Below are 18361 nucleotides of genomic sequence, written 5' to 3'. Positions count from 1 at the left end.
AGCATTGAGGTTAATCTATTGGTAACATTAAACTAACTCTTTAATGACAAAGGGTTAAATCTGGGGTAACATCGTCGCGGCTTTCTTGCCGTTTATTTGCAGCGAGATTTTATAGCAAGAAAAAAATGAAAAAATTCTTTTTACTAACACTACTTATTTTAGCTGGTGTTGTGCAAGCACAAGAAACTACAACTGGTGCAATTGGAGGTAAGTTAACTGACAAGGAAATGGGTGGTGAACCTCTGCCTTTCGCTAATGTACTCCTTAAAGATTCCTCCAAAGGAACCACTTCAGATTACGACGGGATATATCTTTTAGACAAACTACAACCAGGAACCTATACAGTCGTATTTAGTTTTGTAGGATATGAAACTCTTGAAGTTCCAGGTGTGGTTGTAGAAGCTGGAAAAGTGACTGAAGTCAATACAGAACTAGGATCCAGTGCAGCATCTTTGGATGAAGTAGTCATTACTACGGTCTCTCGAAGAGATTCTGAAGTTGCTTTATTGGTAGAGCAAAAGAATTCAGTAGAAATAAAGGAAAGTATAGGGGCACAGGAACTGGCAAAATTAGGGGTATCTGATGCGGCTACTGCTACTACCAAGATTTCTGGTGTAACCACCAGTGAGGCTTCCGGCGATCTTTTTGTACGTGGCCTTGGTGATCGTTATCTATATAGTACCATGAATGGTCTTCCTATACCATCAGATGATGTGGAAAGAAAGAATATCGATCTGGGATTGTTTCCAACTCGAGTGATTCAGAACGTATCGATCAGCAAAGCATATTCTGCAATTAGTTCTGCAGATCAGGCTTCTGGAAATGTAGATATTTCTTCTCGTGAATTAAGAGGAAAGGATGAATTAGGAATTAGTGTGCAGGGCGGAGTGAATACGAATGCTATTGGAGAATTCAGCAATTTTAAAGTTTCTCCAAATCAGGAAGACACTTATTTTGGCGTATACGACCAGAGCATTCCAACAGAATTTACTTTAAACAACCAGAGTTGGAATCCACAGACTTCAGTTCCGGTAAATAGAAAAGTTAGCATAACCGCCGGAAAGGAATTTGGACCGCTTAGAGCATTTGTAACCGCATCTAATTCGGTTGCTTTCGAATATAACGAAGGTCTTTTCAGAAACTACAGAACGAACGTTCTTGAAGATCAGTTTACAGATGCTGAAAACTTCAAAAAGACAGATAATAATACTTTGATGGCAGATCTTGGTTTTAAGATCAATGATGATCATCGCTTGAAAGCAACCAGTTTATTCATCAACAAAGTAACCGATGAGGTTTATGAAGCTGGTAGAAACGGCGAAGGTTTTGTCTTCGAAGAAACAAACAGAGGTGAAAACCTGAACCAGTTTATACGTGATCAAAATATCAAACAAACCAGGCTTTGGGTAAATCAGTTACATGGTTTCCACGATTTTCTTGATGGGAAGAACGAACTGGAATGGTCTGCAGGATTTAACCTGGTAAATGCAGATGAGCCAAACCGTATTCGAAATGAAGTGAATATAGGAGACAATAACTTCGTGCAATTGGCCAGAACTGGAGGTTTTCAGCAAAGAAAGTCAACGCAGGAGATCGATGATACTGAGTTCAATGCCAGAATTGAGAACACCTATAATTTCCTGAGCATGGATAACGAAGATTCTAAGAATGCTTCCCTTATTCTAGGTGGTAACTATAGAAATAAAGAGCGTGATTTCTTTTCCCAATTCTTTGGAGCTGAAGAAACCGACTTCAATACCGTAAACCCTCCATCTATCGATAATCTTGGAGCGAGCTTTACTACAGAAAACTTCAATAACAGGTTATTACAATTCAATCGTCTTACCCCAGATATCTATAATGGAACGCTGGAATCTTACGGTGGTTTTGCAGTTTTCAATATTGGAAACAAACAATGGAATATTAATGCAGGTGCGAGATACCAGAAGGATCAGGTAGATGTGATCTTTGATGTGAACAATTACCCTCAGAATCTTCCGAATTTCACCTTCAAGGAATACGATAACATTTATCCAAGCTTAAATATCAAGTTTTCTCCAAACGAAGATTCGAATATTAGACTCGCAGCCAGCAAAACGATTTCTCTACCTGAATTTAAAGAGATCGCTCCTTTCGAATATGTTTCACAGATTGGACAGATCACTCGTGGTAACCCAAATTTAGAAGCTTCAAATAACTATAACCTGGATCTTAAATATGAAGTTTTCCCAAGCTCAGGTGAGTTACTATCTCTTACAGGTTTTTATAAAAAGATCCTTGACCCAATCAACCGAACTCAGGCACGTGGTGCTTCAGGGGTATTTTCTTATTTCAATGCCAGTGACGAAGCCAACATTTATGGTCTGGAGCTTGAAGCGAGAATGGACGTGATCGAAAATGACAATGACAATGGTCTTGATCTAAGTGTATCTGGAAATATTACTAGAATGTGGCACAGCCAGGATCTTAAAGATGTTTTTGCTGAAGATGGATCCTTTGTAAGAACATTCAGATATAATGGAAATGATGAAATCGGACTTCAGGGTGCATCAGACTGGATCGTGAATGCATCGGCAAACTTCAGTACAGAAACAGAGAATCCATTCCGTGGAACAATTGTAGCAAACTATGCTTCAGATAAAATCTACGCGCTTGGATCACCAGATACTCAAAACCTTGATTTTATCGATATCCAGTATAACGACGAAATCATTGAAAAAGGTTTTGTAACCCTGGATTTGATCCTGTCTAAAGAGTTCGGAAATAATTTTGAACTTGAATTCAAAGGACAGAACCTACTTAACCCTGAAATTGAAAGATATCAGGCAATTAGACCATTATCTGGTAATGCTGCAGAGGCAGAGCAAACCGTTCGTTCTTACACCAGAGGAGCCGTATTAAGCCTTGGCTTGAGCTACAACTTCTAATTTTTTAACCACAAATTATATACACAACCTATTACAATCAAAACTTAAATTATGAAAAAAACAGCAAGACACTTTTTGTTAATGAGCGCGCTTTTTGGCGGTTTGCTTATCACAAGTTGTAGTAGTGATGACAATGATATTGATATCATTAATCCTACAGATGACACTGGGACACCAAATCCAGCACCTTCAGATAACATCCTGAATGGAAGCGTTGATGAAGACATGACTCTTGATGCTAATACTTCATACCAATTATCCGGAATTCTTTCCGTAGAAAGTGGAGTAACCCTTACAATTCCTGCAGGAACAGAGATCGTTGCAGATCCAGATCTTGATGATAGTGATGCAACTAACGTTTATATCGTAGTTCAAAAAGGTGGAGATATCGAAATTAACGGTACTGCATCTGCTCCTGTGATCATGCGTTCTTCTAATGGACAGTCAGGTAGCTGGGGTGGACTAATCATCGCTGGTAATGCTGCAACTACTGAAGGTACTGATGCAACTGCTGAAGTTGGTGGAATTCTTTACGGTGGTAGTGATGCTGCAGATGATTCTGGTTCTATCAACTACCTTGTACTTTCTGATGCCGGAGCTCAGATCAATTCTGAATCTCAATTTAACGGACTTTCTCTATACGGAGTAGGTTCAGGAACTTCCATCATGAACGTTGCTCTAATCAATGGAGCAGATGATGGAGTTGAATTCTTCGGAGGTTCTGTAAATGCTACGAATCTGTATCTTGAAAACAACGAAGATGATGCAGTAGACTGGACTGAAGGTTGGAATGGAACAATCGATAATGTATATGTTCTTCATACTATCGAAAACTTCTCCACAGCGATCGAAGCCGATGGTGAGAATAAGGAACCAAGAATCAACAATTTTACCGCTGTTTCTACAAAAGGTGGAACTGCGCTACAATTTAAGAAAGACTCTGGTGCGATCATCACTGGATTATCTTTGAATGGTTATGATACGTCGGTAGATATCGCAGATGACACCAGAACAGATCTATCAGGAATAAACCTGAATGGAGCTGTTGCTGAATTGGATAACTCCTACTCTCTTACTCCAACAGTAATGGAATCTACTTTTGATTGGATCTCTAATCGTGGACAGGTATCTGTACTGCCAAGTAACATTGATAGCGATCTTACTTTAGACGGTGATAGTGAATATGTAATAAGTGACGTAGTATCTGTAAATGCTGGTGCCACACTTACTATTCCTGCTGGAACAAAGATCACTGCAAGAAGTGATGCCGATACTGATGCAACAAGCATTTATATCGTAGTACAACAAGGAGCAATGATCGATATTCAGGGAACCGATTCAAATCCTGTGGTAATGTCTTCAACTTCTGGTGAAGCCGGAAGCTGGGGTGGTCTTGTGATCGCTGGAAATGCAGCAACTACTGAAGGTTTAAATGCTACTGCTGAAGTTGGTGGAATCGTCTACGGAGGTTCTGATGCTGAAGACAATTCAGGTTCTATCGCTTATTTGATTTTAAGAGATGCCGGAGCACAGATCAATTCTGAATCTCAGTATAACGGGCTATCCCTTTACGCTGTTGGATCTGGAACTACAATTGACAACATCGCAATTATTAATGGAGCAGATGACGGAGTTGAATTCTTTGGAGGTTCTGTTTCTGTAACAAATGCATATTTCGAAAATAATGAAGATGACCAGATCGACTGGACTGAAGGTTGGAATGGTTCTGTTACAAATGCTTATATCAATCTGACTATCGATAACTTTTCAACTGTTGTAGAAGCAGACGGAGAGAACAATATGCCAGCTCTTAACCAGATCACTGCAGTTTCAACTGCTGGAGGAACAGCATTACAGTTCAAGAAACTTTCTGGAGCAACGATCACTGGTCTTTCTTTATCTGGTTTTGAAACTAATATTGATATCGCAGATGATACAAGAACAGATCTTTCTGGAATCCAGATCGACGGTGAGGATGCAGACGTTGAAGCAGCTTATGATGCAGATGCAACTGTAGATGCTGCAGATTTTGATTGGGTAAACTAAGATCAAAATTTAGTTTAAAATATTGAAATTCACTAATTAGCCAAAATTAAGGGTTGCCATCTGGTAACCCTTTTTTATTATCTATAAATTCCGGCAACCCAGCATTTTGTGGCAGGATTTTTGAAATTTTATTTGTAAGTTTGTCTAATCTGTACCAAAGAGAATGAAGCAAAAGTACCTATTTAGCTTTTTATTGTTTAGTTTCCTGATGTTGGCAATCCCTGCGAACGCTCAGGATTCTTTATCTGCTTCAGCTCGAACAGAAATTTCTATAGATGGTTTATCTATATATCCCAACCCAATTACTGGAGGAAGAGTCTTTATTTCTTCCACCAAAAACCAGGAAAAGAAGATCGAGATCTATAATGTTTTAGGCAAGCCAGTTCTTAAATCCAGATTAAGAGGTAGAGAGCTAGACGTTTCAACACTTACTCCTGGAATTTATATTATTAAGATCGAAGAAGGAAGATCTAAAGCTACCCGCAAACTGGTGGTAAAATAAAACACGGTAAATCTTAATTTGTAAGCTTCTTTTTAAAGAGGCTTTTTTATTGCTTAATTTTGAAGCTCCAATGTTTATTTATGCTGAAAAATAAAATCTTCAATATTTCCTCTTCGGAAGAATTTGAAAAGCTAAGCCTTGAAGTTTACAAATATCAGTATCAGCATAATCCTGTTTATCAGAAATTCTGTAAACTTTTGAAGAAATCACCTGAAAACGTTTTATCTATCAGGGAGATTCCGTTTCTACCTATAGAGTTTTTCAAAAAAGAAAATATCATTACTGAAGAACAGAAAGCAGAGATTACTTTTACCAGTAGTGGAACTACCGGATCTGCGACCAGCAAACATCATGTTGCCGATCTTGGCATCTATGAAGAGAGTTTTTTAAAAGCTTTTGAAGCATTCTACGGTTCTCCAGAGGATTATACTTTTCTGGCACTTCTACCAAGTTACCTTGAACGCACAGGAAGTTCTCTTATTTATATGGCAGATGCGCTCATTAAAAGATCAAACAAGGCCGATAGCGGATTCTACCTTGATGATCTTGAAGATCTTTCTGAAAAATTAAAGAAACTGGACCAGTCTGGAAAGAAAGTATTTCTGATTGGTGTTTCTTTTGCCCTACTTGACCTTGTAGAAAATGAAACTTTTGATCTACAGCATACCATCATAATGGAAACCGGAGGAATGAAAGGCAGACGCAAGGAAATGATACGTGAAGAACTGCACCAAATCCTAAGGTCCGGTTTTGGGGTTAATCATATACATAGTGAATATGGAATGACTGAACTTTTATCTCAGGCATACTCTAGTGGGAATGGAGTTTTTGAAACTCCCAACTGGATGAATATACTTATACGGGATCCGGAAGATGCGCTTAGTTACGTACAGGATGGTAAAACCGGTGGTATTAACGTAATAGACCTGGCTAATTTGAACTCCTGTTCATTCATTGCCACCCAGGATCTTGGAAAAATTTCAGGTGACCAAATAGAGATCATGGGGCGTTTTGACAACAGCGATATTAGAGGTTGCAACCTTCTTGTTCTATAATCGAAATTTTAACTTTTCAAGCTGTAATTTACTGAAGTTGAGTGCGACTCAATAGTTGTAAGATGGAGAAGGTTCATATCTTCATTTTGCGCTAAGTGAATTTTCATATTAGATTGGTTAGTTAGTTACAAAGCCTTCAGGTTCTTCCTGAAGGCTTTTGTATTTAAGCTTTCCAAGCGGCGGTATGATTAGCTGTAAAATGCAAAAAAGACGATCATTCCCATTGAAATTATGAAAATGATCGCCCTTATTATATCTTCTCCCTTGAATTTACCCATATACTTCTATGTACGAAGTCGGGCATTCTAAGGTTTTAAATCGCTCTAATGATATAAGTATTCTTCTTTCCTTTATTTAAAATAACATATTTGTTATTGATAAGATCATCTTTAGTAATCGTATAATCTTCTTTTACTTTCTCTTTATTAACTGCTACCGAGTTTTCTTTTAAAGCCCGTCTGGCTTCGCCATTCGATTTTAGAAAATTGGTTTGAGCAGCCAGCGCAGCGATCATGTCGAGTCCATTCTCAATTTCGGTCATTGCGATATCAGCTTGCGGCACGCCTTCGAAAATATCGAGAAAGGTCGCTTCATCAAGCTTCCTGAAGTCCGCTGCCGTACTTTTTCCGAAGAGAACTTCAGAAGCAGCAAGAGCATTGTTATAATCTTCTTCTGAATGTACCATTGTCGTAACCTGTTTTCCAAGTTCCTTCTGTAGTTCACGTTTGTGTGGCGCTTCCTTATGTTCAGCAATTAAAGAATCGATCTCCTCCTTGGACAAAAAAGTGAAGATCTTGATGTATTTTTCAGCATCTTCATCACTGGTATTTAACCAGTACTGGTAGAATTTGTAAGGAGAAGTTCTCTCTTTATCAAGCCAGATATTTCCACCTTCTGTCTTCCCGAATTTAGTTCCATCAGCCTTGGTGATCAAAGGACAGGTCAAAGCATAACCTTTCCCCTCTCCAATTCTGCGAATAAGTTCCGTTCCCGTAGTGATATTCCCCCATTGATCACTTCCACCCATTTGCAGCGTACAGTTATTTTCTCTGTATAAATGCAGGAAATCATAACCCTGTACCAACTGGTAAGTAAATTCAGTAAAAGACATTCCTACAGAAGATTCAGAAGACAATCTTTTCTTGACTGAATCTTTGGACATCATATAGTTCACGGTGATATGCTTCCCTACATCCCTGATGAATTCAAGGAAAGAGAAGTTTTTCATCCAGTCGTAATTGTTTACCAGAACTGCCGCGTTATCATGGTCAGAATCAAAATCAAGGAATCTCGAAAGTTGTTCTTTTAGCGAATTCTGGTTGTGACGTAAAGTTTTTTCATCAAGCAGATTACGTTCAGCCGACTTCCCCGATGGATCCCCGATCATTCCAGTAGCACCGCCAACCAACGCATAAGGCTTGTGCCCCGCAAGTTGAAAATGGCGTAACATCATGACTCCCACAAGATGACCAATATGCAGCGAATCTGCCGTTGGATCTATCCCTACGTAAGCCGCACGCATTTCTTCCATTAAATGTTCCTCGGTTCCAGGCATGGTGTCATGCAACATCCCTCTCCAGGTAAGTTCTTTTACGAAATTCTTCTCCATAATATGCTAATTCAGGTAAAAATAGCCGTAAAGATACCATTTACTCTTATTTTTCCTAAGTGCAATAACTATATTTACCCCATGATACTTGTGACTGGTGGTACGGGATTGGTAGGCGCTCATTTATTATATGAGCTGGTGCGTGCTGGTGAAAAAATTCGTGCTATTCATCGTGAGAACAGCGATTTGAATAAGGTTCTCGAAGTATTTTCTTTTTATTCTGAAGCTGAAGAAGCAGAGAAACTGTTCCATCAAATTGAATGGAAAGTAGCAGATCTTAACAATATTCCACAACTTACCGCAGCATTTGTAGAGGTACAGCAAGTATATCATTCGGCAGCCCTGGTATCTTTTGATCCCGCCGATGAGCAAGAATTACGAAAAGTCAATATTGAAGGCACGGCAAATATCGTTAACCTTTGCATTTCCTGTAAAGTACATAAATTATGTTTTGTAAGTAGTATCGCTGCTTTAGGCAACATCACAAATGCAGACAAAATAGATGAAACAGGTAAATGGAATCCGGAAGGAAAGCACAACGATTATGCAATTTCCAAATATGGTGCAGAGATCGAAGTATGGCGTGGAACACAGGAAGGTGTCAATGCCATTATTGTGAATCCAGGGGTGATCATTGGTCCTGGTTTCTGGAATTCGGGATCTGGCAAAATCTTTAAAAAGATAGATTCCGGTTTATCCTATTACTTTCCAAAAGTCACAGGGTTTGCAGGAGTACAGGATGTTGCGAAATCCATGGTTATTCTAATGAATTCTGAAAAGGTGAACGAACAATATGTTCTGGTTTCAGAAAATATTTCATTTAAGCAAGTTTTTGATTGGGCTGCAGAAGCACTGAATAAGACGAAACCTAAGCGAAAACTTCAGAAATGGATGATCGCATCAGGATGGTTCTTTCAAAAGATTGGAAGTATTTTCGGAAGAAAAAGATCTATCACTTACGAAACTATCAATAGTTTGCACGAAGAAAGCTACTACGATAATTCAAAGATCACCCAGGAAATGAATTATCAATTCGAGCCTATGGAAAGTGTTGTCAAACGAACTGCCAGTAATTATAAGAACTAGTTCCTATCCTCCTTCATGCTCACAGGAGCAATCAAGCTGTCCCGTTTTTCTTCTTTTCCTTTAATATCATCTTTCAGTTTCAACCTGCTTCGTTGCACAGAATCTCTTAATCTTGGAATGGCCATGATAGAATCCATCATCTGTAAAGAATCTTTTTGCAAGCGCTTAAGACTATCTTCTCTTTTGATCTCCACTTCACGCAAAGAATCATATTTTGATTTCAATACTTTAATTCGACCTCTTACAGAATCGTAAATTCTTTCATAGATCACGTATTGATCTGAGTAATAATTACTGCTCTGTTCAAATTGAAGACTATCAATATCATATTTTTCAAACACGAACTTGTCTGGTTGTATACCAGTTTGTTCAAGCTTGAATTTATTATAATTCTTTGCTGCGTGAACCAAAGATAACTCGGTAAGCACATCTACCATCTTCTCTTCCGGAATGAGGTTGTCTGGCTTCTCAGTCTTATCCAGATCCTGACAGGCAATCAGAAAGATGGACAGTGCAAGTAATAATATGTAGGGCTTTCTAGCGATCAAATGTTAGTCTTTCAGCGACTTTCGTAAATGGTTGATGTTTGAAGTTCTTATAAACCAGGTTACCATTCACAAAAGTATGAGTGATACGTGATTTGAAGGTTGTTCCTTCAAACGGAGACCACTGGCATTTCGAATAGATATTATCTGGTTGCACAGCCCATGGTGAGTTAAGATCTACAAGAACAAGATCTGCTTTGTATCCTTCACGTATAAAACCTCTTTTTTCAATCTGAAAAAGAATTGCCGGATTATGACAGGCTTTCTCCACGATCTTCTCAAGAGATATCTTCCCCTGATGATGCATTTGTAGCAAGGCAGGTAAAGCATGTTGAACTAATGGTCCGCCACTTGGAGCTTTGGTATAAACATTCTTCTTTTCTTCTTTGGTATGAGGAGCATGATCTGTTGCAAGTACATCCAGGTGATTATCCAAAAGCCCCTGAAGCAATGCTTCCTGATCCTTTTTGGTTTTTACTGCCGGATTCCATTTGATTAATGTTCCCTTTGTGGCATAATCCTGATCGTTGAACCATAAATGGTGTATACAAACCTCAGCCGTTATCTTTTTATCCTTTAATGGCTTCTTACTATTAAACAGAGATAATTCCTTGGCAGTAGAAACATGAAAGACATGTAATCTAGCGCCGGTTTTTTTCGCGAGAGCCACAGCTTTGGAAGAGGACTTGTAACAAGCTTCTTCACTTCTAATTTTCGGATGCATTTCAATAGGAATATCATCACCAAATTTTGCCTTGGCTTCTTCCAGGTTTTTCTGAATGGTTTCCTCATCTTCACAATGTACGGCGATAAGTACAGGTGACTTTTTGAAGATCTGTTCTAATACCTTTTCATTATCCACCAGCATGTTCCCTGTAGAGGAGCCCAGGAAAAGTTTTAAAGCAGCAACTTTCTTAGGATCGATTTTTTCGATCTCCGCAAGATTATCGTTCGTCCCGCCAAACATAAACGAATAGTTCGCATAGGAAGTTTCTCCAGCAATACTGAATTTATCTTCTAGCAACTCCTCTGTTGTAGCCTGCGGCAAGGTGTTTGGCATTTCTATAAACGTGGTAATACCACCGGCTACCGCTGCCTTAGAACCTGTTTCTATATTTTCTTTATGAGTAAGACCTGGTTCTCTGAAATGCACCTGGTCATCAATTAGTCCAGGTATCAAATAGGTCCCTTCAGCATCATAAATATTTACATCAGGTGATTTTGCACTTATACTTTCTGCAATTTCAACGATGATTCCATTCTCGATGAACACATCCCCTTCAGTGATCTTATTCTCGTTTACAATCTTAGCGTTCTTGATTAAAACCTTTTTCATCAAAATTTTTTCCTGTTAAACAGACTTTTCAGCTTCATTTTTATTACCCCAAAAACGGCTTCAGAAATAATGGAGCCGCTCATTTTTGATGTTCCCCGTGTTCTATCTGTAAAGATCACAGGAACCTCTATAATCTTAAATCCTTTTAAATAGGATTTGAATTTCATTTCTATCTGGAAAGCATAACCTACAAACTGTATGCGATCCAGGTTTATTGCTTTTAACACTTCACTTTTATAGCAAACGTACCCCGCCGTGGTGTCTTGTATATCCATACCAGTTATGAACCGAACATATCTCGACGCCAACCAGGACATGAGTACACGGTTCATAGGCCAGTTGATAACATTGACACCGGTTATATAGCGTGAACCAATGGCAACATCGGCTCCATCTCTCTTGCAAGCGTTGTACAGTCGTATAAGATCGTTGGGATTATGTGAGAAATCTGCATCCATTTCAAAAATGAAATCATAACCTCTCTTAAGTGCCCACTTAAATCCGTGAATGTAAGCAGTTCCTAAACCCTGCTTACCTAATCTTTCTTCAAGGAACAATGTTTCAGGAAATTCAGCCATCAAAGTCCGAACCCTGGTTGCTGTGCCATCTGGAGAATTATCATCCACAACGAGAACATGAAACTTGCGCCTCTGTGAAAAAACGTTCCTCACAATACGCTCAATGTTCTCAATTTCATTAAAGGTGGGTATAATAATTATCCCATTTCCCATTCCTAAAACTTTTGCACAAATGTATGCAAATTAAAACTTCAAATCTTCATGGAAAGCAACCGCAAATAGGGTCAAAATTTTACATTTGTAAAAAAGATTTAAATGCAGGCGACGGCAAGATTAAGCGAATATCAGGATTGGATCACGATCACTTTCCTTCTATGCTTTGGCTTGCTGGTATTGGCCCGTGTTACCTTTCCACAACGTTTTGAAGAATTTATAACGCTTCTCAACTCTGGTAAATTTATAGCCTTTAAAGGAAAGGAGAATAAGGCTTTTCATGGTTTTAACATTATATTATTCTCTGTACAGGCGATCGCAGTCTCTTTATTTATCTTTCTGGGTTACAGGTACTTTTTTGAAACAGATCTTCACTCTATTGTATTGTTCATTCGCATTCTTACTGGATACACCTGTCTTATTTTATTGAAAGCCGGAGTTGAAAAGATCATTGGTAATATCTTCGACATCGATGAGCGAATAGATTACTATATTTTTCAGAAATTAAGCTATCGCAATTTCATTTCGATTTTTCTTCTTTTCGCATGTCTTTTTCTGGTATATAGCATGGAAGCTACAGGCCTCAGCCTTAGGATCATCGCATTTACGGCGGTCCTGGCAAATGCATTTTCTATGTTAATAATCTATAGAAGGAATCAAAGTGTGCTTAGCGTTAATTGGTTCTATTTTATTTTGTACATTTGCGCTCTCGAAATCGCCCCTTATATTATTTTGTACAAGTTAATTACGATCTAGAAGGAACTTTAAAGTATTGCATATGAAAGTGAAAACAATTTTGGTTTCCCAGCCTGAACCTAAGGTAGAAAACTCTCCTTATTTTGAGCTGGAAGAAAAGCAGAAAGTTAAAATTGATTTCATCCCCTTTATTCATGTTGAAGGCGTTCCCAGTAAGGAAGTTAGACAACAAAAAATTGATCTTGCCAACTATACCGCGATCATTTTGACCAGCCGTAATGCTGTAGATCACTTCTTCAGGATTGCCGAGGAAATGAGATTCAAGGTGCCAGACTCCTTAAAATACTTCTGTCTTAGTGAAGCTGTTGCTTATTACCTGCAGAAATACGTAGTCTATCGTAAACGTAAGATCTACGTAGGTAAAAGAACATTCGCAGAGCTTGCTCCGCTTATCAAGAAATATAAGAACGAGAAGTTCTTACTCCCTTCTTCAGATATGCTGAAGCCAGATGTTCCTAAGACGTTAAACAAACTTGGAGTAGAATGGAAAAAAGCAGTTTTTTACCGAACTGTGGTCAGTGATCTTTCAGACCTGAAAGATGTAACATACGATATACTTGTATTCTTTAGTCCTAGCGGAATTAAATCTCTTTTTGAGAACTTCCCAGACTTTAAACAGAACAATACACGTATAGCCGTATTTGGAAATACAACTATAAAGGCAGCTAAGGAACATGGTCTAACAGCAGATATTAAAGCTCCTACTCCGGAAACTCCGAGTATGACCATGGCAATTAGCAAATACATCAACGAAGTGAATAAGAAGTAGATTTGCTTTTACTTTGATACAATAAATAAAAAATCCGGTCTTGCGACCGGATTTTTTGATTTCAACTAACAATTTAAAACTAATCTACAGGAGCTCCCTTCATAATTTCTTCATTTGCATATTCCTCGAACTTGGAGAAATTTTGCTTAAAGAAACTTGAAAGCTCTTTTGCCTTTTTATCATAAGCTTCTTTATCTGCCCATGTATTTTTTGGATTTAAGACTTCTGCCGGTACTCCTTCACAGGTTTTAGGCATACTCAATCCAAAGATCTGGTGATTTTCAAATTCTACTCCATCAAGTTTCCCTTCAAGCGCAGAACTTATCATTTCACGAGTATATTTTAATTTCATTCGATTTCCCACTCCATATGGTCCACCGGTCCAACCTGTATTCACAAGCCATACATTAACCCCAGCATCTTTCATCTTGCGACTTAGCATTTCTGCATATTTAGTAGGATGTAACGGCATGAATGGTGCGCCAAAACAAGCAGAAAAACTTGGTACAGGCTCATCTACCCCGGCTTCAGTACCAGCAACCTTTGCAGTATATCCGCTTATAAAGTGATAAGCCGCCTGTCCTGGTGTAAGCTTACTAATTGGAGGCAATACTCCAAATGCATCTGCTGTAAGGAAAAATATATTTTTAGGATTTTCTCCAATTGAAGGTTCCTGGATATTATCAATATGATATATAGGATAGCTTACCCGTGTGTTCTGTGTGATTGAAGTATCACTAAAATCCACATCGCCCTTTTCATTAAGAACGACATTTTCCAGGATAGCTCCAGGCTTGATCGCATGGTAAATATCTGGTTCATTTTCTTCGGAAAGGTTAATTACCTTCGCATAACATCCACCTTCAAAATTGAAAATAGTGTTCTCCTTTGTCCAACCATGCTCATCATCTCCAATAAGTTTTCTTTCCGGATCTGCTGAAAGTGTTGTCTTCCCTGTTCCTGAAAGTCCGAAGAATATAGCGGTATCGCCGTCTTCTCCTACATTTGCAGAACAGTGCATTGGTAACGTGTTTTTATAAACGGGTAAAACAAAATTAAGCGCAGAAAAGATCCCCTTTTTGATCTCCCCGGTATAACCGGTTCCTCCAATTAGCGCGATCTTTTTCTTAAAATTAAGAATGGCAAAATTTTCCTGTCTGGTTCCATCTACTGAAGGATCTGCTTTGAATCCTGGTGCATTTACCACTAGCCAGTCTTCCTGAAAGTTTTCAAGTTCTGAATCATTTACTCTCAAGAACATATTGAAAGCAAATTGGTTTGACCATGGATACTCATTAATCACCCTAATGTTTAAACGATAATTATCGTCTGCACAAGCGTAGGCATCGCGAGCAAAGATCTCTTTATCTCCAAGGTAATTTGTTACCTTATTATAAAGAGAATCAAATTTTTCCGGATCAAAAGGGATATTAATATCTCCCCACCATACTTTATCCTCTGTGATCTCATCTTTTACAATGAATCTGTCCTTTGGAGATCTTCCTGTAAACTCACCAGTATTAACAGCAAGTGCTCCAAATGAGCTCTCTACTCCCTGTCCTAGTTCGATAGTTTTCTTCTGAAGTTCCTCTGGAGATAGTTGATAATGTACTCTGGCATTTTTGATCCCGTAATCCTCTAACGAAATCGTTTTCGTAATTTGGGTGTTATCGACCATAAAAAAATCAATTCTGTTGTTTGTTTAGGCGTACAAAAGTAAAAATCTTATGCAGATATAACGATATCGGTAATCAATTTATTTGTTTTTTAACTTTATGAATTTCAGCACTAATAAGAACCAACCTACAATTAAAAGCCCTCCACCAATTGGGGTAACTAATGCTATTGCTGAAAAGTCTACTCCTGTAACCGCCGTTGTAGATAATAAATAGATAGATCCTGAGAATAATATTGTACCAAGAAGGAAAAGGTAAAACAATAGCTTGTTATCTTTTTCAGTAATAATAATCCCGAGGATCAACATTAAAAAAGCATGATACATTTGGAATCTAACGCCCGTTTCAAAGCTATTTAAAGAAGCTTCTGAAAGTGTTTCTTTCAAACCATGTGCTGCAAAAGCTCCAAGAATCACGGCAATTAATCCAAAAATGGCTCCGGTTACTAAGAATTTCCTGTTTGTCTGCATAGTTTTATATGAGTCAGCTTTTTAATACATTCGTTTGCACTACACAAAACTAACTTAATTTATGCGAGAAATATTAATCGTAGGTGCAGGAAAATCTACCGCTGCACTTATAGACTACCTGCTCGACCGAGCGGTAGAGCAAAATCTAAAATTAAAAATTGCCGACAAGGAGCTCGAGAATGCCGTAAATGCTTGCAGAAACCGCAAACATTGCGAAGCCATCGAACTGGATGTTTTCAATAAGAAAAGCAGGGAACCAGCAATTAAACAGGCAGACCTGGTGATTTCCATGTTGCCCGCAAGATATCATATTGAGGTCGCCCGTGATTGCGTAAAATTCAACAAGCACATGGTAACGGCTTCCTATATTAGCGATGAGATGCGTGCTCTGGATGAGGAGGTTAAGAAAAAGAACCTGGTATTTATGAATGAGATCGGCGTGGATCCGGGAATTGACCATATGAGTGCCATGCAGGTTATCGACAGAATAAGAGATAAAGGCGGAAAGATCTTACTTTTTGAATCCTTTACCGGTGGACTTGTTGCTCCGGAAAGCGACAACAACCTATGGAACTATAAATTTACCTGGAATCCCAGAAACGTAGTTGTTGCCGGACAGGGTGGTGTTGCTGAATTTATCCAGGAAGGGAAATACAAGTATATACCTTACCATAGACTATTCCGCAGGACTGAATTTCTGGAAGTAGAAGGCTACGGAAAATTTGAAGGTTACGCCAACAGGAATTCGCTGAAATACCAAAGTGTTTACGGACTCGAAAACGCTCTAACCTTATATAGAGGAACCATTAGAAAAGTAGGTTTCAGTAGAGCATGGAATATGTTCGTGCAACTTGGAATGACCGATGATAGTTTTGAGATGACTAATTCAGAAGAAATGAGTTACCGCGATTTCATCAATTCTTTTCTGCCTTATTCCCCTAGCGATTCCGTAGAACTTAAAACCAGACATAGTCTTAAGATCGATCAGGATGATATTATGTGGGACAAGCTTATAGAACTTGATCTTTTTAATTCAGAAAAAAAGATCGGGATCAAAAATGCTACTCCGGCGCAAGCGCTTCAGAAGATCTTAATGGATAAATGGACACTGGCTGAAGACGACAAGGATATGATCGTTATGTATCATAAATTCGGTTACGAGCTAGATGGTGAAAAGAAGCAAATTGATTCTACAATGGTTCATATTGGTGAGGATCAGTCCAAAACAGCTATGTCTAAAACTGTGGGATTACCAGTAGCCATTTCAGCATTGATGATTCTGAGCGGAGAGATCAAAACTCCAGGTGTTCAATTACCAATTCGCAAAGAGGTCTATGAGCCTATTCTGAAGGAACTTGAGACTCACGATATCATTTTTAAAGAAAAAGAGACAGAATATCTAGGATACAACCCATTTGGTGAGGTAGGTAATTAGAATTGAAAAGCATTTTTGCTATTTTCGCTTAACGACCAAAAATTATCCTTATGAAGATTGTAAACGATAGTGTTGAGCTAGATGGGATTGATAAGACCATTCTTAATTATCTAATGAAAGATGCCAAAAAACCGATTTTAGAGATCGCCAAGAATATCGGAATTACCGGAGCAGCCGTTCACCAGCGCTTGCGAAAACTGGAGAAATCTGGTTTGATCGAAGGCTCTAAAATGATGCTAGATGCGAGATTGCTGGGTTATAAAACCATGGCTTTTGTCGGGGTTTACCTGGATAAGGCTGTAAGTAACCCACAGGCAGTTAAACAACTTAGTGAAATTCCTGAGGTGATCGAATGTCACTACACCACGGGAAACTGGTCTATATTTTTAAAGATCTTATGTCGTGACAACGAACATTTAATGGTTGTACTTAATAAGAACATCCAGGCAATAGACGGTGTCTCCCGGACAGAAACATTTATAAGTCTCAATCAACAAATAGACCGGCAGATCAAGATATAACGAAAAAAGGCTGTTAGAATTCTAACAGCCTTTTCTCTAAAATTTAAAATTTATCTTAATCTCTACCCATAAATATTCCAACGAAGTATAATAGTGTAGCCAGTGATCCTACTGCAGCTACCACATAAGTTCTAGCCGCCCATTTCAGCGAATCTTCTGCTGCATCATGTTCTGCTGGAGTCAGCATGTTTTCAGTTTCCAGCCATACCAAAGCTCTTTTGCTGGCATCATATTCTACCGGCAAGGTGATAAAGCTGAATAAAGTTCCCATTGCAAACATTATGATCCCTATAAGTAGAACAGTTTGTCCTACTCCTACGCTCACCATACTCATTAATATAAGCCCACCAAAAATCGCCCATTGGGAAAACTTGGAAGCGATACTTACTACCGGCACTAATTTACTTCTCATTTGCAACCAGCTGTAAGCTTTTGCATGTTGTACTGCGTGACCACACTCGTGAGCAGCAACAGCCGCTGCCGCAGCATTATGTTGAGAGTAAACTCCCTCGCTAAGGTTCACGGTTTTCTTGGATGGATTGTAATGATCTGAAAGCATTCCCGGGGTAGAAATCACTTTTACATCATTGATCCCGTTGTCCCGCAACATTTTTTCAGCGATCTCTTTACCACTCATTCCGTTTTGAAGGTGCACTTTGGAGTACTCCTTAAATTTGCTTTTTAGTTTGTTGCTCACAAACATGCTCACTAAGAAAATGAGCCCGGCAATTATATAATATCCCATCATAGGTCCTAATATTTTAAGTTTTAGTAATGATCCAAATATATCAAAAACCCCGCCAGCAGAATTGGCTGTCAGTCGATTATTACAAGGCTGATGAGTTAATTTATTCTAAATGCTTCCCAATCATTTTCAAAAAGGGCTCTTTATATTTC

The 18361-nt window shown here is 38.6% G+C and carries 16 protein-coding genes; 9 read left to right on the top strand and 7 right to left on the bottom strand.

The annotated features are described in order from the left end of the window. Positions 1-125: 125 nt before the first annotated feature. The 4 genes from ACNI3T_RS08765 (at position 126) to ACNI3T_RS08750 (ending at position 6530) form a co-directional block, all read left to right on the top strand. Positions 126-2927: a TonB-dependent receptor gene (locus tag ACNI3T_RS08765; protein ID WP_418227478.1), complete on the top strand. Its 2802-nt coding sequence runs from the start codon at positions 126-128 to the stop codon at positions 2925-2927. A 51-nt stretch (positions 2928-2978) separates the two neighbouring features. Further along, on the top strand, positions 2979-4973 hold the full coding sequence (locus ACNI3T_RS08760; RefSeq protein ID WP_418227477.1) for a hypothetical protein: 1995 nt from the start codon (positions 2979-2981) through the stop codon (positions 4971-4973). 163 nt (positions 4974-5136) lie between these two features. Continuing rightward, positions 5137-5475, top strand: a complete 339-nt coding sequence (locus ACNI3T_RS08755) for a T9SS type A sorting domain-containing protein (protein ID WP_418227476.1) — start codon at positions 5137-5139, stop codon at positions 5473-5475. 80 nt (positions 5476-5555) lie between these two features. Next, positions 5556-6530 (top strand): LuxE/PaaK family acyltransferase, encoded by a 975-nt coding sequence (locus ACNI3T_RS08750; RefSeq protein ID WP_418227475.1) that lies wholly within the window; start codon positions 5556-5558, stop codon positions 6528-6530. Positions 6531-6843: 313 nt separating this feature from the next. On the opposite strand, the gene tyrS is transcribed toward ACNI3T_RS08750, so the two are convergent. After that, on the bottom strand, positions 6844-8139 hold the full coding sequence (gene tyrS, locus ACNI3T_RS08745) for a tyrosine--tRNA ligase (RefSeq protein WP_418227474.1): 1296 nt from the start codon (positions 8137-8139) through the stop codon (positions 6844-6846). A gap of 81 nt (positions 8140-8220) precedes the next feature. Here tyrS and ACNI3T_RS08740 point away from each other — a divergent pair, with 81 nt between their 5' ends. Further along, positions 8221-9225 (top strand): NAD-dependent epimerase/dehydratase family protein, encoded by a 1005-nt coding sequence (locus tag ACNI3T_RS08740; RefSeq protein WP_418227473.1) that lies wholly within the window; start codon positions 8221-8223, stop codon positions 9223-9225. Here ACNI3T_RS08740 and ACNI3T_RS08735 read toward each other — a convergent pair. Genes ACNI3T_RS08735 through ACNI3T_RS08725 form a run of 3 tightly spaced genes read right to left on the bottom strand, consistent with a single transcriptional unit; the run spans position 9222 to position 11837 of the window. Then, on the bottom strand, positions 9222-9773 hold the full coding sequence (locus ACNI3T_RS08735; protein WP_418227472.1) for a DUF4296 domain-containing protein: 552 nt from the start codon (positions 9771-9773) through the stop codon (positions 9222-9224). The genes ACNI3T_RS08740 and ACNI3T_RS08735 overlap by 4 nt on opposite strands. Continuing rightward, the gene (locus ACNI3T_RS08730) at positions 9763-11106 is read right to left on the bottom strand and encodes a dihydroorotase (RefSeq protein ID WP_418227471.1); all 1344 of its coding nucleotides are present in this window, start codon (positions 11104-11106) and stop codon (positions 9763-9765) included. The genes ACNI3T_RS08735 and ACNI3T_RS08730 overlap by 11 nt, the downstream gene beginning before the upstream one ends. Then, a complete protein-coding gene (locus ACNI3T_RS08725) occupies positions 11106-11837 on the bottom strand; it encodes a polyprenol monophosphomannose synthase (RefSeq protein ID WP_418227470.1) in 732 nt (243 codons plus the stop codon). The genes ACNI3T_RS08730 and ACNI3T_RS08725 overlap by 1 nt, the downstream gene beginning before the upstream one ends. Before the next feature lie 102 nt (positions 11838-11939). Here ACNI3T_RS08725 and ACNI3T_RS08720 point away from each other — a divergent pair, with 102 nt between their 5' ends. Both ACNI3T_RS08720 and ACNI3T_RS08715 read left to right on the top strand, forming a co-directional pair. After that, positions 11940-12593, top strand: coding sequence for a DUF4271 domain-containing protein (locus tag ACNI3T_RS08720; protein WP_418227469.1), 654 nt, complete (start codon positions 11940-11942; stop codon positions 12591-12593). 22 nt (positions 12594-12615) lie between these two features. Beyond that, positions 12616-13362, top strand: a complete 747-nt coding sequence (locus tag ACNI3T_RS08715; protein ID WP_141878893.1) for a uroporphyrinogen-III synthase — start codon at positions 12616-12618, stop codon at positions 13360-13362. A gap of 79 nt (positions 13363-13441) precedes the next feature. Here ACNI3T_RS08715 and pckA read toward each other — a convergent pair whose 3' ends face one another. Continuing rightward, on the bottom strand, positions 13442-15040 hold the full coding sequence (pckA, locus tag ACNI3T_RS08710) for a phosphoenolpyruvate carboxykinase (ATP) (RefSeq protein WP_322301197.1): 1599 nt from the start codon (positions 15038-15040) through the stop codon (positions 13442-13444). A 78-nt stretch (positions 15041-15118) separates the two neighbouring features. Next, the gene (locus tag ACNI3T_RS08705; RefSeq protein WP_418227468.1) at positions 15119-15508 is read right to left on the bottom strand and encodes a DUF423 domain-containing protein; all 390 of its coding nucleotides are present in this window, start codon (positions 15506-15508) and stop codon (positions 15119-15121) included. 61 nt (positions 15509-15569) lie between these two features. On the opposite strand from ACNI3T_RS08705, the gene ACNI3T_RS08700 reads away from it, so the two are divergent. After that, positions 15570-16943 carry a saccharopine dehydrogenase family protein gene (locus ACNI3T_RS08700; protein WP_418227467.1) on the top strand — a complete coding sequence of 458 codons (1374 nt, stop codon included), beginning with the start codon at positions 15570-15572 and terminating at the stop codon, positions 16941-16943. A gap of 50 nt (positions 16944-16993) precedes the next feature. Then, positions 16994-17464 carry an Lrp/AsnC family transcriptional regulator gene (locus ACNI3T_RS08695; RefSeq protein ID WP_026914065.1) on the top strand — a complete coding sequence of 157 codons (471 nt, stop codon included), beginning with the start codon at positions 16994-16996 and terminating at the stop codon, positions 17462-17464. Positions 17465-17519: 55 nt separating this feature from the next. On the opposite strand, the gene ACNI3T_RS08690 is transcribed toward ACNI3T_RS08695, so the two are convergent. Further along, entirely contained in the window at positions 17520-18212 is a 693-nt protein-coding gene (locus tag ACNI3T_RS08690) for a zinc metallopeptidase (RefSeq protein ID WP_418227466.1), read from the bottom strand. Positions 18213-18361: the final 149 nt, after the last annotated feature.

This window comes from Christiangramia qingdaonensis (genome assembly GCF_048381525.1).
Taxonomy (GTDB): domain Bacteria; phylum Bacteroidota; class Bacteroidia; order Flavobacteriales; family Flavobacteriaceae; genus Christiangramia.
The sequence above is the reverse complement of the archived record's forward strand: the minus strand, read 5'-3'. Positions and strand labels throughout refer to the sequence as shown.

Bases quoted from the DNA above. Each gene is read 5' to 3' on its own strand.
- ACNI3T_RS08740 (WP_418227473.1), top strand. From the start codon at position 8,221: ATGATACTTGTGACTGGTGGTACGGGATTGGTAGGCGCTCATTTATTA.
- ACNI3T_RS08705 (WP_418227468.1), bottom strand. From the start codon at position 15,508: ATGCAGACAAACAGGAAATTCTTAGTAACCGGAGCCATTTTTGGATTA.
- ACNI3T_RS08720 (WP_418227469.1), top strand. From the start codon at position 11,940: ATGCAGGCGACGGCAAGATTAAGCGAATATCAGGATTGGATCACGATC.
- ACNI3T_RS08730 (WP_418227471.1), bottom strand. From the start codon at position 11,106: ATGAAAAAGGTTTTAATCAAGAACGCTAAGATTGTAAACGAGAATAAG.
- pckA (WP_322301197.1), bottom strand. From the start codon at position 15,040: ATGGTCGATAACACCCAAATTACGAAAACGATTTCGTTAGAGGATTAC.
- ACNI3T_RS08755 (WP_418227476.1), top strand. From the start codon at position 5,137: ATGAAGCAAAAGTACCTATTTAGCTTTTTATTGTTTAGTTTCCTGATG.
- ACNI3T_RS08715 (WP_141878893.1), top strand. From the start codon at position 12,616: ATGAAAGTGAAAACAATTTTGGTTTCCCAGCCTGAACCTAAGGTAGAA.
- tyrS (WP_418227474.1), bottom strand. From the start codon at position 8,139: ATGGAGAAGAATTTCGTAAAAGAACTTACCTGGAGAGGGATGTTGCAT.
- ACNI3T_RS08725 (WP_418227470.1), bottom strand. From the start codon at position 11,837: ATGGGAAATGGGATAATTATTATACCCACCTTTAATGAAATTGAGAAC.
- ACNI3T_RS08765 (WP_418227478.1), top strand. From the start codon at position 126: ATGAAAAAATTCTTTTTACTAACACTACTTATTTTAGCTGGTGTTGTG.
- ACNI3T_RS08700 (WP_418227467.1), top strand. From the start codon at position 15,570: ATGCGAGAAATATTAATCGTAGGTGCAGGAAAATCTACCGCTGCACTT.
- ACNI3T_RS08750 (WP_418227475.1), top strand. From the start codon at position 5,556: ATGCTGAAAAATAAAATCTTCAATATTTCCTCTTCGGAAGAATTTGAA.
- ACNI3T_RS08695 (WP_026914065.1), top strand. From the start codon at position 16,994: ATGAAGATTGTAAACGATAGTGTTGAGCTAGATGGGATTGATAAGACC.
- ACNI3T_RS08690 (WP_418227466.1), bottom strand. From the start codon at position 18,212: ATGATGGGATATTATATAATTGCCGGGCTCATTTTCTTAGTGAGCATG.
- ACNI3T_RS08760 (WP_418227477.1), top strand. From the start codon at position 2,979: ATGAAAAAAACAGCAAGACACTTTTTGTTAATGAGCGCGCTTTTTGGC.